The sequence below is a fragment of the Negadavirga shengliensis genome (genome assembly GCF_042652345.1).
GTDB lineage: Bacteria > Bacteroidota > Bacteroidia > Cytophagales > Cyclobacteriaceae > Negadavirga > Negadavirga shengliensis.
Genome location: NZ_JBHSJJ010000009.1, coordinates 52,721 through 68,065 on the forward strand (window position 1 = coordinate 52,721; position 15,345 = coordinate 68,065).

The 15,345-nt window shown below is 45.7% G+C and carries 8 protein-coding genes; 5 read left to right on the forward strand and 3 right to left on the reverse strand.

The features are described from left to right. Nucleotides 1-23 precede the first annotated feature (23 nt). The 3 genes from ACFPFU_RS15820 to ACFPFU_RS15830 all read right to left on the reverse strand — a co-directional run bounded on the left by ACFPFU_RS15820 (nt 24) and on the right by ACFPFU_RS15830 (nt 7,042). On the reverse strand, nt 24-3,137 hold the full coding sequence (locus tag ACFPFU_RS15820) for a SusC/RagA family TonB-linked outer membrane protein (RefSeq protein WP_377065758.1): 3,114 nt from the start codon (nt 3,135-3,137) through the stop codon (nt 24-26). Nucleotides 3,138-3,571: 434 nt separating this feature from the next. Further along, entirely contained in the window at nt 3,572-5,464 is a 1,893-nt protein-coding gene (locus ACFPFU_RS15825) for a glycoside hydrolase family 97 protein (protein WP_377065760.1), read from the reverse strand. A 48-nt stretch (nt 5,465-5,512) separates the two neighbouring features. Then, the gene (locus tag ACFPFU_RS15830) at nt 5,513-7,042 is read right to left on the reverse strand and encodes a DUF4955 domain-containing protein (protein ID WP_377065762.1); all 1,530 of its coding nucleotides are present in this window, start codon (nt 7,040-7,042) and stop codon (nt 5,513-5,515) included. A 247-nt stretch (nt 7,043-7,289) separates the two neighbouring features. On the opposite strand from ACFPFU_RS15830, the gene ACFPFU_RS15835 reads away from it, so the two are divergent. From ACFPFU_RS15835 to ACFPFU_RS15855, 5 genes are all read left to right on the forward strand, one after another. After that, nucleotides 7,290-8,153: an AraC family transcriptional regulator gene (locus tag ACFPFU_RS15835; RefSeq protein WP_377065764.1), complete on the forward strand. Its 864-nt coding sequence runs from the start codon at nt 7,290-7,292 to the stop codon at nt 8,151-8,153. Between the two features lie 152 nt (nt 8,154-8,305). After that, nucleotides 8,306-8,908 carry an RNA polymerase sigma factor gene (locus ACFPFU_RS15840; RefSeq protein WP_377065766.1) on the forward strand — a complete coding sequence of 201 codons (603 nt, stop codon included), beginning with the start codon at nt 8,306-8,308 and terminating at the stop codon, nt 8,906-8,908. Nucleotides 8,909-9,124: 216 nt separating this feature from the next. Beyond that, a complete protein-coding gene (locus tag ACFPFU_RS15845) occupies nt 9,125-10,159 on the forward strand; it encodes a FecR family protein (RefSeq protein ID WP_377065768.1) in 1,035 nt (344 codons plus the stop codon). A 126-nt stretch (nt 10,160-10,285) separates the two neighbouring features. Then, a complete protein-coding gene (locus tag ACFPFU_RS15850; RefSeq protein ID WP_377065770.1) occupies nt 10,286-13,597 on the forward strand; it encodes a SusC/RagA family TonB-linked outer membrane protein in 3,312 nt (1,103 codons plus the stop codon). A 12-nt stretch (nt 13,598-13,609) separates the two neighbouring features. Beyond that, complete coding sequence (locus ACFPFU_RS15855) at nt 13,610-15,247, forward strand: RagB/SusD family nutrient uptake outer membrane protein (protein WP_377065772.1); 1,638 nt, start codon at nt 13,610-13,612, stop codon at nt 15,245-15,247. Nucleotides 15,248-15,345: the final 98 nt, after the last annotated feature.

The following is a 15,345-nucleotide window of genomic DNA, read 5'->3' on the forward strand; positions in this document are numbered from 1 at the left end:
TTTCATTTTATTTATTCAGCGAATTACATCGTGATGTTCAGTCCCAAAGAATAAGTCTTCATGTTGGGATATGACCTGATGTTGTTTACTTCGGGATCAAACCCCCAGTCTCCGATATTGTCATGAAGCAAAAACAAATTGGTGCCGGTAAAGAATACACGGATATTATCTACCCCTACGGTATTGAGAAGAGGCTTTGGAAGGCCGTATGAGATATTAAGGTTCTTAAGTCTCAGAAAAGAACCATCCCTTAGCCAAAAAGAGGAAGGGTCAAACCTCGTCCTGTAATGGGTACCCCGATAACCGGGATACGCACCATCGGGGTTGTCAGGAGTCCAGCTGTCTGCCCAGTAGGCATAGGAAGATTCCTCAGCCCTTCGCTGAAAATCCCGGCCATTCACATGCATCATGACATGGTGTCCGGCCACCCCTTGAAAAAGCGCATCGATACTGAATGACCTGTAAGAGGCTCCCAGCGATAATCCGAAATTCATAGGGGGAACGCTATATCTGGCCAGCCATTCCTGGTCATCAGCGGTAATCCTCCCATCAGGTTCATCCGACACCGGACCCCGGTTATCCTGATAGTTCAACATGCCCAACATGGGGTCTACCCCCAATATGTTATAACCCGCAGGCAGCGCGTCCAAATCCTCTTGCGTACGTATAATCCCGGTGGCGACATACCCGAAATGGCCCCCGACCGGTCTCCCGATTTGTGATTGGTGTGGCCGGAGGTTTTCAGGCTCATCTATTTTGATGATTTTATTGGTGGCATAACCAAAATTTCCTCTGATCCTGTAACTGAATTGATTGGCCCCGGTGCCAAAACTCCTATTATATCCCAACTCCACTTCGAACCCTTTGGAGTCAATTTCCTGATAATTCTCATCGGGCATTACCGCACCAAATGTGCTCGGTATACTCGTCTGTCTGGATCCTAAAATATCGAAGGTATTCCTGTGAAATACATCCACCACCAGGTTGAGGCTATTATTCCAGAATGTGGTGTTCAAACCCACATTATAAGACCTTGATTTTTCCCAAGTAATATCCCTATTGACCAGACGCCCTGGCGCCAATCCCTGCGAGGCGGTATTGAAAATGGCTCCGTTGTTGATGGTGTAGGACTGAAGCCACTGAAAAGTCCCCACTTGATCGTTTCCTAAAATCCCATATGATGCCCTCAGCATCATGTTGTCAAAGAAGTTGCTGTCAAAAAAGGACTCATTGGAGAGCCTCCAACCCCCTGAAATGGAAGGGAAAAAGCCCCACCGGTTCTCCGGAGCAAAAACGACAGAACCATCATATCGAAAAGAACCTTCCAGCATATAGCGGTCTTGATAATTGTAGCCCATCAAACCCACATAGGATATCCTCGCGGTTTGAAGCTGGCTTCCGTTGACTTGGGAATGCTCCGGAGCGGCACTTCCTCCCACGAACTGGTCCATGGTAGGGGAAATGAAATTATCCCTTCTACCGTGAAACCATTCATGGTCCGTTTCCGCCTGTTCATATACAAAAAGAGCATCTATTGTATGGTCACCAAAAGACCTTTGATAGTTTAATTGACCGTTTAACTGGTAGCGCTGTCTTTGATCATTCCTTCGAAGCAGGAATTCCTGCGCAGCCCTGGGTCTGATGCCAACAGGTTCTGTCCCTACAATATGGTTATGCTCCCCTAAAGTATTGAAAAGGGTCATGTTGTAAGGTAAATTGAACTGCTTTCTCTGCTCGTCCCTTCTGTATAGATTATAGGTGACTTTAGCCGTTAAACCTTCTATGAAAGGAACATCGTACTTCATGCTGAACCGTGTTTCATAGGCTCTCCAGTCTCTTCTGTCATATCCACCCATACCATCAATTACAGCTCCTGGATGCCATTCTACCCAATTGCCCACAGGCAGCCCGTCAATGTAGGGGGGCACCATATTTGGCCTCAGTACCAAGGCCTTATATAAATCCTCGTGTCCCCAATCATTTCCTCCCCAACTTGGTCCCTTGGTTAACCTTGTATCGGTATTCATATCCATCGAAACCGTAAGGTCATCGGTGATTTTCACATCCACATTGGCTCTCAAATTCAGTTTTTGAAAATCCAGATTTTCAAAGGAGCCGCTGCTATAGGTATAGGCTCCTCCCAAAAAATAACTGACCCTGTCTGTTCCGCCGCTCACGTTCAGGGCATGCTGCGTAGTCACCGGATTCACCCATAATTCATCGACCCAGTCCCAGGAATTGTTTCTGAAATATTCCAGTTCATCTTCCGTATAATAATTCACATTATTGGGTGGAGTGCCTATATAATCAAAGGCATTGTTGATCCCGAGCGCGTGTTGGTATGCATTGAGGCTTCGGGGAAGTCTCGTGGGTGTCTGGACACCGACAGTGCCGTTATAGTTAAATTTCGGTTTGCCTTCTTTACCTCTTTTGGTAGTAACGAGCACAACCCCATTCGCTGCCCTTGACCCATAGATAGCGGCAGAAGCACCGTCCTTCAAAATAGTGATGCTTTCCACTTCGCTCGGATGGAGGCCGTCAAAAGCAAAGTTGTCATTGATCATCCCATCAATGACATACAGCGGCGCTGTGTTGTTAAAGGTACCCTGAGATCTAATCCTTACGTTGGATTCCCGGCCGGGGGTACCTGCATTTTGGGTAATGGTGGTACCCGCCAACCTACCTGCCAAGGCATTGGAAAGATTGTCGGTGGGTATGTCTTCAAACTCAGCGGCACTCACACTGGCGACAGAGCCCGTCACCATCCCTCTCGCCTGGGTACGGTATCCGGTCACAATAACTTCCTCTAATTGCCCCACATCGGGTTCCAAAGAAAGATCGATCTCGCTCTGATTGCCTATGACAACCTCTGTGGTCTGATAACCAATAAAGCTGAAAACCAGCACAGCATCATTGCCAACATTGATGGCATACCGTCCGTCAATGTCAGTCACGGTTCCGTTAGAAGTCCCTTTTTCTACAATGGTGACTCCGGGTAAAGTCAAATCATTTTCATCGGTAACTATACCACTTACCTGCTGGCCTGCTGCGATCAAGGCAGAAGCAAAAAACAGCGCCATAAATGGTAATAACTTCCGTGAAAACCTCACTGAATGAATGAGTAAGTTTTCCTTCATAATTTTTGGATTTATGTTAATGAAAATATTCAGTCCGCCTGCTTCAAAGTAGGAGGTCTCCCCGCACTTTCACTTGCAGGCAACTCTCAAAAATAATTTGATTTCCAAAATTTTATTGGGCAATAATCGTTCAAAAAGTGGGTAAAAACCGTTCAACAAGATTAAATTAAAAATATTATACTAAAAAATTCCGGAAACCGAACAAAGCCAAGCTGTATTCTACACGCGCCATGTTAATTAAAGGTATAATTTCGGTTCCCTGGTTGCCGCCAACTGATCCACGGCGGACAGGTTTTCGTTGACCGACACGAGTGAGCACAGTCTGCCGGCTCTTTAAAAATATTGGGGTCAAGACGGTGAAGCCTATTTTTCGTGTTAATCCATGAACACCTGTCCCGAGCTTGTTTGGAGATTCGTGGATAGGCTATGGCTTTTTATTCCGAAAATTTAGCGACGAAACCGCCGCCTGCGTTCAAATCTATTTTCAAAATGTCTTGGGGTCCCAGTTCCCGCTCCTCCAGTATAACTGCCGCGTCATTTTCAGGATCATCCTTTACCAAAAGGCTTTGATAGGTTTTGTTGTCCAAAAAAGACAAAGGCACCTCAATCCTCCCGGCTTTGGTTCCGTTCATTATGGCCAAAAACCAAGTATCACCCGACCGTCTGGCAAAAACCGCAATTTCTCCTATCTCAGAAGGTGGCAGAACAACCGTTTCATCCCATATCGCCGGTATGCTTTTGATCATCTCCACGGCAGGATTGGCGAGTATGGCTTCAGGATTGGCGGCATAGGTAAGCAAGGGTGTATTCATGATCGCCCCACTCGCTATTTGATGAGCCCATGTTGTATTTCTTCTGCGTTCCCCGAAGTGCAGTGGGGTATATTCCGCATGTCCCGCCAAAAATCTCGTGAAGGGCACGGTAGTATTATGGGTAGCCCTGTCTTCCAGTTTGCTTGCTTCCATTCCCCTAATGGCTTCCCGGGTAAGTTCATTTGGCCAGGTTCTTGCCTCACCAGCGGGCTTATTTGCGCCATGAAAATTAACCAAAAGTTTCAGCTCGGCAGTCTCCCTGAGGATATTTTGGTATAAATCGATCACTTCTTTGGCTTCATGGTCAAAAAAATCAAGTTTTACACCTGTAATTCCCAAGTCACTGCAGTGTTTGAAAAACGCCAGTCTCTCCTGCTCATCCTGGATGGTCTTGGAATGCTTCCACAACCATATACCCACGCCTCTTTCATTTCCGTACGCCACCAGTTCCCTGAGTTCATCATCTGACCAGTTTCTCCAGAACCCCTCCAAAATATTATGTTCAAAACCCAATTCCGCTGCTTGATCTGTGAATTTCTTCATGGTTTCTAAAGATCCATCCCCTCCCCCATCCAGGTACTTCCATACGGCCCTCCCCGGCTTGATCCAGGAAGTGTTGATGCCTTCCGGAAACAGGTCACTGTCCGGTGCAGGACTTAAATGATGAACGGCATCGTTGTTTACCATGGCATTTAAATCCTCACCTATAAGAATCACCCGCCAAGGCGTAATGATGGTGCCCCTTACTTTAGCAGGCTGTGCCAACCTTTCCACATCTTCTTCCGAATAGCGCAATTCATACGGGTAGGACGTGGGCTGGTGGTGGGCAAGGCGCATTTTCATCTGACCGCCGGCTTCCATCTGGAAAGCCATTCCGCTATAGTTTTTGAGGTCGGCTTCTGTAATGGCGGCATATCCTGCATCATCAGGCAGTTTGTAAGTCACCGGAGGCGCCATCCAGTCACCCTCCGGGATTTCGGAAACAAGGGCTTTTTCATGGACACTTTCATAGTGCATGTGTAAATCATGATACCAGACGGTACTGCCCTCAGGAACGCGAAAAAGCGTCATCTCATCGGGAACCCTTTCCACAGCCTCATCACCAGGCAAAATCAGTCTAAACGCTGCCGCATTGTCAAAAAGCCGAAGTTCCAAATTAAACTCCGCATGTTCATCGTTTCTAAGGTTAATGAGCACTTCGTTGTAGTGATTATTCGCCTCGGAATGCGAACCCAATCGGGCATAACTTTCTTTATATGATCTTTTTACTATATCTACTATCTCAACCTGATCCGTTACGGGTTTTCCATCCGATGTCATTATTATCGGAGAATCTTTCAGAACGGTCCGGTCTTTATAGAACACTGAAAAGCTTAAAGGTCCGGTTCCCTCTCCCAGTTCCAAAACAATATTCTTATCAGGGCTGCTGAATTTTCTATCATGCCTGTCGTAGGAACAACTAAACAACCCAAAAAAGAGGCTAATCAGGAAAAGGTTACACTTAAGAAATTTCATAATGTTTGGGTTATATTTATCAAAAGCTATTTTTTTCATCATCAACGTTTATTCTGGATTATCTAGGCGCAGATTCAACTGTGCCTCAAAAAGGGATTGGGGATATACTTCCTGGCCACGTAATTGATCTATTCCAACATTTTCAAAGGTAATTTTCCTATTCGCCCGAAACCCCACAAAAACAGGATCCGCTATGGTGTAATTTCTTCTCCTCTCAACAGACCAGAAATCATAATGAAAATCCTTTTCCGATAAATATTCGAAATTCCAAAACACCAAGTGTTTCCCATGATGGGGAAGTCCCGGCAAAGGCCCGCCAAGGTTGTAAAAAACCCCTCCGTTGATATTATCAAACAGGGTGGCATAGGGTTGTCCGGAATGGCTGTCAATAATTTGATCCTGGCCAAGCGTACACTGTGTGACAACAGTAGCCACTCCCCCATACCCGGTTCCCGGTCCATGGTGGTGAGCCCCGTTAAAATCACATTTCCTGATCAGGACGCCATATCCTGACCTCGCATGGATAGAGGTATGTCCCTTTTTTCCAAAAATATTGATATCGGTTAAGGTCAGTTGATAGCCGTTTCTGATATTGATCACTTCATTCCAATCCTTAAAAGCACAATTCCTTATCCAGGAATTTTTCACATTCTCCATATTGATGGCGACCCAGCCCTGGTCGTGGATCACGTCTTTATGATGGTGAAACTCCTCCGGATAACTTGTCCAGTTTCCGGTAAATAAAATATCTTCTATTCCACATTCTTCGATACTCCGGTAGCTGTGCAGCTCAAAATCATGTCCTTCTATCATCATGATGTCTATATGGAGGGGGTTTTTGAATTTCACGCGGTTGCCTTCAATTTTGTCGACCGTATGTATCTCCTTGATCTGCATCCCCCCATCGGGACCAAATAATCTGGTCCACTCCTTGGACAGTTCCCTTGGAGCAAAGTATTGCCTGGTAAAAGCCTCACTTTTATGCATCAAAACAACGTCGTCCCCCTCTTCAAGCATTTCCGGATTTTCAACTTCTATCCAGAAGCTTCCTCTTTCTGCAGCTTGGGTAAGGAGGGTTATTTTTTCACTGTCGGTCTCTTCTGGCTCAAACCTGAACTGTCTGCTTCCCACCCTCATTTTGTCCTGAAATATTTCCGTCCCTTCTTTTCCGCTACCGCTGCCTTTTAAAATAATATTGCTTTTGGAGATCAGGAAAAATTTGGATTTGTCTTCATCCGGAGCGATAAGATATTTTCCCGGAGGAAAAAAAACAATACCGCCTTGATCAGTTCTCTGAGCCGCATCAATGGCTTTTTGTATGGCTTCGTCATCATACCCATTATCATCAGGTATTGCTCCGTACTCAGTCACATCGAAGATGTTCAGTTCATGATTGTCGGGAAGCGGCTTTTCTGAAAAATGGTAACCGGCATAAGAAAAATCAGGTAAAGTTGCCTGTCGGTTCTCTTGCGCAGCGCTTTTGAATGCTGTCCAAAGCGGCGAAACCTGCTGGCCTTGGGCAGAAAAAATAAATAGCGATAGGCAGGACAAAAGAAGTTTGCTTTTCAATCTTTTCATCGGTCAAAACTGTCAGTCTGTTTTTATCTGTGTTTCAGTAATGGCAATTTATGTAGATTTGACTGAATGAAAATATCCGATATTGACTTTGTATTAAACCATTTTCACCTTGTCTCCCTTTTTTCTATCTTTCGGCCATTCAAAGATGGTAAGCCTATCCATTTTCCCCGCTTCCTCATCACAAAAATTATAGTAGATCGGTGTAGGGGCCAGGTTTACCTTAGAACTTCAAAAGTTTAATTGATGTATGGATACAGAAAACCCCCGATTGGTACAGTTACAAACGAAAGAACTCTCTTCTTTTTTAATAGGTAAGGAGTGCATTGCCCAACACGACAGCACTTGGCATTTTCATCCTGAAATCGAACTTGTACAGGTATCTGAGGGAAAGGGGAAATTACAGGTAGGAAAACATGAAGTTTTCTTTCATCCCGGGAGGGTTTTTATATTGGGATCATTTGTTCCCCATTGTTGGAAGCTCGGGGATAGTGAAAACAATGAAATACATGCCATACATTTCCGCCCGGATTTTTGGGGTGATCGCTTTCTCGGTCTGCCGGAAAACCAAGCCATTAGATCGCTTTTGGAAACTGCTAAAAAGGGAATAAGGCTTCATAAAAAAGATGAAGAAATTATTTCCGGGTTGTTCAGAAGGGTGTTTGATTCAGAGGGAAGTACCAGGATAATTGCCCTTCTGGAAATGCTGACCTGTATATCAAAATGTGAAAAATCATTTATTTTGCCACCTGATTTCATGACCGGGAGTTTTCAAGATCACAGTGATCTCAGCAGAATTGACCGTATCATGCATTTTACTCATAATAACTTTAAAAGAAATATTCTGCTTCACGAAGCAGCGTCTTTGGCAGGCATGAATCCAAATTATTTTTGCAGGTATTTTAAAGCAAAAACAGGAAAAACATATTTCCAGTACCTGTCAGAAATACGGGTCCGTCATGCATGTGCACTTATACTGGAAAAAAAGCTGAGCCTAAAACAGATCTGTTTTGAAAGCGGATTCAATAACATCCAGGGGTTTTACAAGGCATTCAAAAAGATAACCGGCAAAAGCCCCTTGAAATTTTACCATGATCTGGCTAAAAAGATATAATTCCACTCCCGGCTTCACCCCCCTCCCCTCTATTGAATATAAGAAAATGTGAATGAGGCCGGTTAATACCGGAGTTTAACTAATGATTTTCTTTGTTTTTCAGAATGATTGTTTGCTTTTTTACAGGTGATAACAATAACCCGTACCTTTAGATGGATTTTTCAAAATTAAGCGAAGCACAATTATGGAAGAAGATAGCCCAAGGCGATGACGCAGCCTTTGAATTTGCTTATGAAAAATTTTCGGACGGGCTTTTTAGGTATGGACAAAAGATAACAAAAGACCGCGAGCTGATAGAAGACACAATTCATGATGTTTTTTTGCTGCTATGGGAAAACAGGAAAACGGTAACGATTTTCAACTCCCTGAAATTTTACCTCTTAAAGTCTTTCAAAAGGGCTTTGATCCGAAAGATCAACGAAACCCGGGAAACCCGCCCTTCTACATCCCAGGAACCTGATAGGATATGGGAGTCCTCCATCCAGGAATTGCTGCTTGAAAACCAAATCATCCTGGAATCCAATGAAAATGTAAAAAACGCCATCAACAACCTCTCAGCCCGGCAAAGGGAAGCTGTTTTTTTAAGGTACATGGAAGGGCTTCCGTACGAGGAAGTGGCCAGACTGATGGACATGCAGGTTTCTTCCCTTTATAACCTTGTGCAAAAGGCATTGAAAAACCTGGGGGAATTTTTGGTAAACAAACAGACATACATCAAATCGTTTTTGATCCTCATATATTGGTCCTCGCGATAGCGCGAACAGCATGCACCCAAAAATCGGCAAGAAATTCCCGACAGATACACCAGTCGTTATTTGTAATAATCTAACAAAAGGATACTTTTACTGTATTTTTTATAATAATAAAAGGGATTTTATACATAGCATGTAAAAAATCACCCCAATTTGGAGATAGCCTATGTGATTTATTAAAAAAGATGCTCCTATTTATAACAGCAACGATTTGACACATTGGCGAAATTTGAAAAAATAGAAGACTTTTTGGAGGACGGCTCTTTCAGGGAATCTGTACTAGCCGGACGGCGGGACCCAAAGTGGGAATCCTGGTTAAAGGATAACCCTAAGAAAGCGGTCTGCTATCACAGAGCCGTGGCCATCCTCAAAGAGATCAGAGAGGATAGCGAAATATGGGATCCCAAGCGGAAAAAAGCTGTTTTGGACAGGTTGAAGAGCAGTCGGCGCAAGGCTGGCAGGGCCAAAAAAAACACCCACCGGGTAACTCTCCACGTGGCAGCAGTGATAGGAGCACTGGTTTTGGTGGCTTTTGCATGGCTGATCGGATGGAACGGCGTGGAAAAAAAACCGGAAGTCGCAACCCGCAGTACCAATGAGGAATGGGTGATCAAGACAAGCCCTGCCGGCCAAAAATCCAGGATTATACTCTCGGATGGTTCCACGGTCACGCTCAACTCCGACTCCGAGATCCGGTATAGGCCGGGTTTTTCCGTTGCCCATAGAGAGGTGTATCTTAAAGGGGAAGCCTTCTTTGAGGTGGCACCGGATAGTCTGCTGGCTTTCAAGGTGTATAGCGGCACCTTGGTCACGCACGCCCTGGGAACGGCCTTCAATATCCGTAATTATGAAAATATGGACCACAAGGTCCAACTGACTTCAGGGAAAGTGTCGGTATTGCACGGATCGGCGCGGGAAAACGCCATCTATCTTGATCCGGGACAAGAATTGATACTGGGCCGGAAGGGTCGCTTGGAAAAAAAAGACTTTGATGCCAGTAAAGCTTTGTTGTGGAAAGAAGGCATTCTCCATTTTGACAAGGCTCCGTTTGATGAAGTTGTGGCCACTTTGGAAAGGTGGTACGGCGTCCAAATAACCCTGAAAAACCGGCCCGGAAGACCCATCATCGTATCCGCGGAATTCCAAAAGGATTATTTAAGCAATGTGTTGAATTCCCTGGGATATTCCTTTGGATTCAGCTATACCCTCCATCAAAAAAAAGTAACCATACAATTTAACGGGAATAGCCTATGAGATAATTGAAATGCGACTGAAGCCGGACAACAAGCCGGCTAAATCAGGGAGGACAGAAAAGTTTCTCAGGCTGCTTCTACCTCCCTGATGCCTTATTGAATCATTGACAATAAAACACCTAAAATTATGAAAAAAACACTACACTTACTGGGTATGATGGGAAAATACTACCTCTATGGTACCATGTTGCAGATGGTATTTATGAATTGGATCTTTGCCGCAACAGGCAACGCCCAGGGTTCTTTGGATATCAAAGAGGTGAAAGTGAGCCTGGAGCTGGAATCCGCTACACTTTCCCAGGTTTTTGACGCGCTTAAAGAAAAAACCGACTTCTATTTTGTCTATGACAGAGCTTTGACAAAGGAATCCGAACCCGTAAACATCCATGTCCGGGATGAAAGTTTGGAATCCGTTCTGCTTTTACTGGCCGCCTCCCACAAATTGTCTTTCAGGCAGGTCAATGAACGGATCAGTGTGAAAATGCTTCCCAAGGGCAATGCCAAACTCTCCCTGGTTGCCGTGGAAATCCCTGTTCAGGGAAAGGTCGTTGACGAGCAGGGCGAGCCGCTGCCCGGCGTGACCATTGTCGTAGAAGGCACCAGTTCCGGTACCGTCACAGATATCAATGGAGAATTCAGCTTAAATGTAGATGAGGGGGCGGTGCTTCAAATATCATTCATTGGCTACCAGACCCAAAAGGTTACTGTCGGAAATCAGTCGAATATAAGCATCACGCTGCTGGAGGACCAGTCATCGCTTGACGAGGTAATCGTGGTGGGCTACGGTACCCAAAGAAAGAGCGATTTGACAGGAGCAATATCATCGGTTTCCAGCCAAGACCTGCAGGAGACTCCGGCCGGGAATTTTCTCGAACAGTCGCAGGGAAGATTGGCCGGAGTGGATATTGTACGGGAAAACGGATCGCCAGGCGCCCCTGTGCAAATCAGGATCAGGGGGAACAGGTCCATTAACGCAAGCAACGAGCCCTTGTATGTGATAGATGGAATCCCTACTACGGCAAATATCAACGATTTTAATCCGAACGATATAGAATCCATGGAAGTGTTAAAAGACGCCAGCGCAGTGGCCATCTATGGCTCAAGAGGTGCAAATGGCGTGGTATTGATCACTACCAAAAGAGGAAAGACCGGAAAGGCTGTCGTAAGTTACGACGGCTATTATGGCGTAAAACAACCGATCGAAAACATCGATTTGATGGATGGCCGGCAATTTGCTGAATATGCAAGGGTTGCCAGGGGACATGCGGCTGATGATCCCAGTTTTGATGGTAATTTTTTAAGCAGCTTAGAAATCAACAATCTGCAAGCAGGGAATTATACCGACTGGCTGGATCTGGCTATCCAGACCGGGAGCCAGCAAGACCATCAGGTATCGGTAAGCGGAGGTTCGGATAAAATCAATTATTACGTGTCGGGTTCGTTTTTTCAAGAAGACGGATATATACCCGGAACCGATTTCCGGCGCCATGCGGTACGGGCAAACCTTGAATCCCAACTTACGGACAAGCTGAAACTGGGGCTTAGTTCCACGGTAAGTCTCAGTGAGAGAAACCAGATGTCAAATCTGCCCTACAACAACTCGTTGGGATATTCACCCCTTGTAGGACCAACAGATGAGGAAGGGAATTTTCTACCGTTTCCCAATCCCAGAGAGGGCTTACTGGCCAATCCTTTGATCAATTACCAGCCTTATCAATATGTCGACGAAACAAGAACCCACAGGATTTTCGCCAACATCTATGCGGAATATCAATTTACCGATAATTTGAGGTTCAGGGTGAACTACGGCCCTGATTTTAATTTATCCAGGAGAGGCAGGTACAGGGGTTTGTTGGAGGGCAATATCAATACCGCCAGCCTGAATAACCAAATGGATTTTGCCTATACCCTGGAAAATATCCTGACTTATGACAAAGAATTCGGAAAACACCATTTAAATGTCGTGGGGTTGTACAGTGTACAGGCCAGCCGGTTTGAATCTTCCAGTTTGAGCGGTCAGGATATTCCCGTCGAAAAATCCCTGTTTTATGATATTGGCAGTTCCTCCACGATCACCGGCATCGGCAGTTCGCTCGGAGAATGGGGGCTGTTGTCCTACATGGGAAGGATAAATTACCGGTTTGACGAAAGGTTCCTGTTTACCTTGACAGGAAGGGCTGACGGATCATCCCGTCTTGCGGAAGGCAATAAGTGGGCTTTTTTTCCGGCAGTATCCGGCGGTTATATCATTTCCGAGGAACCGTTTATGGAAGGTGCCCGTGTTTCTTTCTTAAAGTTGAGAGCGGGATATGGAGAAGTGGGAAACACGGCAATCGATCCCTTTCAAACTTTGGGGGGCTTAAACAGGACAACTTATATATTCGGCACCACAGCTGCGTTTGGATTTGAAAACAATTTGATCCCGAATCCGGATTTGAGATGGGAAATTTCCAAAACCACCAATATAGGTTTGGACTTTGGCTTCTGGGAAGACCGGTTTACAGGCTCATTTGAGTTTTACGTGACCAATACCAAAGACTTGTTGCTGAACAGGTTGTTGCCTATTACTTCAGGATATAATTCCATATTACAGAATATCGGTGCAACCCGCAATTCAGGATGGGAACTCACCGTGGGGGGCAATATCCTTAACAGACCCGGCGGGCTCAACTGGGACGCCAGTTTAAATGTCTTTTCAAACCGGGAACAAATTGTGGAGCTGTTTGACGGTGAAAATGATGACGTGGGAAATCAATGGTTTATCGGTCATCCCATCAATGTGTTCTACAACTTTAAACAAGACGGTATCTGGCAGTCGGATGAAGCAGACCGGGCCGCAGACCACGGCCAAAGACCGGGAGATATCAAGATAAGGGATGTGAATGGAAGAGGTGCTGATGGAAACCTTACCAATGAACCGGATGGCATTATCAATGCGGACGACCGGACCATCCTGGGCTCAACGGTTCCGGATTGGAGCGGAGGACTGACTAACCGTTTCAGTTATAAGGGCTTTGATCTCTCTATTTTGGTCCATGCCAGAGTGGGACAAATGTTGAGGAGTGATTTCCATTATTTAGGAGGAAACAATTGGCAGGGAAGGTACAACAGCCTGAACCTGGATTATTGGACACCTGATAACCCCACCAATGCTTATCCAAGACCGGATGCCGGGGAAGCACCCTTGTACTTTGATGCCGTGAGGTTTTTTGATGGTTCTTTTGTCAAAATAAGAAACGTGGCATTGGGCTACAATTTCCAGAACTATCTGATAGAAAAAATAGGTTTTTCGTCTGCCAGGGTCTATACGACCATGAACAACGCCCTTATTTTTTCTCCCTATACTACAGTGGACCCGGAGACCTCAAATGGAATCGTAGGGGGAGGGAGCCCATTAACCACAGCTACTTATATTTTTGGGGTGAATCTTAAATTCTAAACAAGAAATATCATGAAAAATATATTCAATGTACTGACAATATGCTTAGGGCTGGTCATGATGTCATGCGAGCAGGTTTTAGTAGAGGATCCGGTAAGCCTCGCCACAGCGGACGGACATTATACCACAGAGGCGGGGATTGAAGATGGCCTAAAAGCCTCTTATACCACCCTTAGGAGCCTGTATGGACAGGAAAACGGCTTTTTTCTCACGGTTACCGGAACAGATATCTTTACCAACGGCTTCGGCGGGATAGCCAACAATCCCCATATCAACAACTACTCTCCTAATTTTCTGGGAACCAGTGGCACGGTGACGGCGATTTGGAACGCGCTTTACCGGGGGATTAACCAATGTAATACCGTGGTCAATAAGGTGGGTTTGGTACAGAATATTTCAGAACAAAGACGCAAAGAAATAGAAGCCGAAGCCAGATTTCTTAGGGCGTTGTATTATTTTCACGTGGTGCAGCAGTGGGGAGGAGTTCACTTTTCTCTTGAAGAAACCATCGGCGTGGAAACCGAAGCCAACAGAACTCCCGAGGAAACTTTTTATAACCAGGGAATCATACCGGATCTGGAGTTTGCTGTAGAAAATCTGCCGGTAAATGCCGCGGCATATGGCAGAACATTCAAAGGGGCGGCCGAGGCCCTGCTGGCCCGGGTGCAGCTTACGTTGGGCAACTGGCCTGAGGCGGAACGGTTGGCCGCCAAGGTGATCAGTGAATATTCATTTGAATTGGTCAAACCTTATATCGACCTGTGGGATATTCAAAATGAAAGGAATCCGGAATTTATCTGGACCGTCCAATTTTCCGAAGACCCTTTATTTAACGGCCCCGGGAATTCGGGTCACCTTTATTTTATTTTCGACTATACTTTTAACCCCGCTATGGTGCGTGATGTGGAAAACGGAAGGCCTTTTCAGCGGTTTCTGCCCACCAATTACCTTTTCAGCCTGTATGATAGAGACATTGATGCCAGGTGGGAAGGTTCATTCAAAACTACCTGGCTGGCCAATACATCCGCGGTGATCAACGGGCATACGGTCAGTCCCGGGGATACCGCCATCCATATCGTCATGCATCCGGTTGCCGATGAAGAGAAATTGGCGGCACCCTATTGGCTCATTGATTACAAGGGAAACTGGATAGGCGGCGTTACGTCATTCCAGGAGATCGGCACTAACCAAAGGCGAAACTACCCCTCCCTGCTCAAGTTTTTGGACCCCCTTAGACCCAGCATCAATGAAACTGCGGGCAGAAGGGATTTTCCCGTGATCAGGTTGGCGGAAATGTACCTGATTGCCACGGAGGCAGCCTGGAGGCAAAATAAAAATGCGGAAGCGGCGGCCTATGTCAACGTCCTGAGGACCAGGGCAGCCAAACCTGGAAAAGAAGCCGAAATGCAGGTGGGCCCCGGGGATATCGACTTGGACTTTATATTAGAAGAAAGGGCAAGGGAGCTAGTGGGAGAAAAATTCAGATGGTATGACCTGAAACGCACGGGTACCCTCCTTGAGCGTGTCAAAGCACATAATCTGGACGCAGCGCCTAATATCAAGGAAATGCATCTGGTACGGCCGATTCCCCAGACACAGATAGACAGGGTGAGCAACCCGGGGGAATTTCCCCAAAATCCCGGATATTGAATCAGGCTTGGGTTTTACGCCGGACTCCCTGTTCAACATACGGGGGGTTTGGTTCTTTTATTTCCGTGAATTGACGAATAAATGTGCGGCTGTAATTT

Coding starts and splice junctions, on each gene's coding strand:
- ACFPFU_RS15825 (WP_377065760.1), bottom strand. CDS start 5,464: ATGAAATTTCTTAAGTGTAACCTTTTCCTGATTAGCCTCTTTTTTGGG.
- ACFPFU_RS15820 (WP_377065758.1), bottom strand. CDS start 3,137: ATGAAGGAAAACTTACTCATTCATTCAGTGAGGTTTTCACGGAAGTTA.
- ACFPFU_RS15855 (WP_377065772.1), top strand. CDS start 13,610: ATGAAAAATATATTCAATGTACTGACAATATGCTTAGGGCTGGTCATG.
- ACFPFU_RS15830 (WP_377065762.1), bottom strand. CDS start 7,042: ATGAAAAGATTGAAAAGCAAACTTCTTTTGTCCTGCCTATCGCTATTT.
- ACFPFU_RS15850 (WP_377065770.1), top strand. CDS start 10,286: ATGAAAAAAACACTACACTTACTGGGTATGATGGGAAAATACTACCTC.
- ACFPFU_RS15840 (WP_377065766.1), top strand. CDS start 8,306: ATGGATTTTTCAAAATTAAGCGAAGCACAATTATGGAAGAAGATAGCC.
- ACFPFU_RS15835 (WP_377065764.1), top strand. CDS start 7,290: ATGGATACAGAAAACCCCCGATTGGTACAGTTACAAACGAAAGAACTC.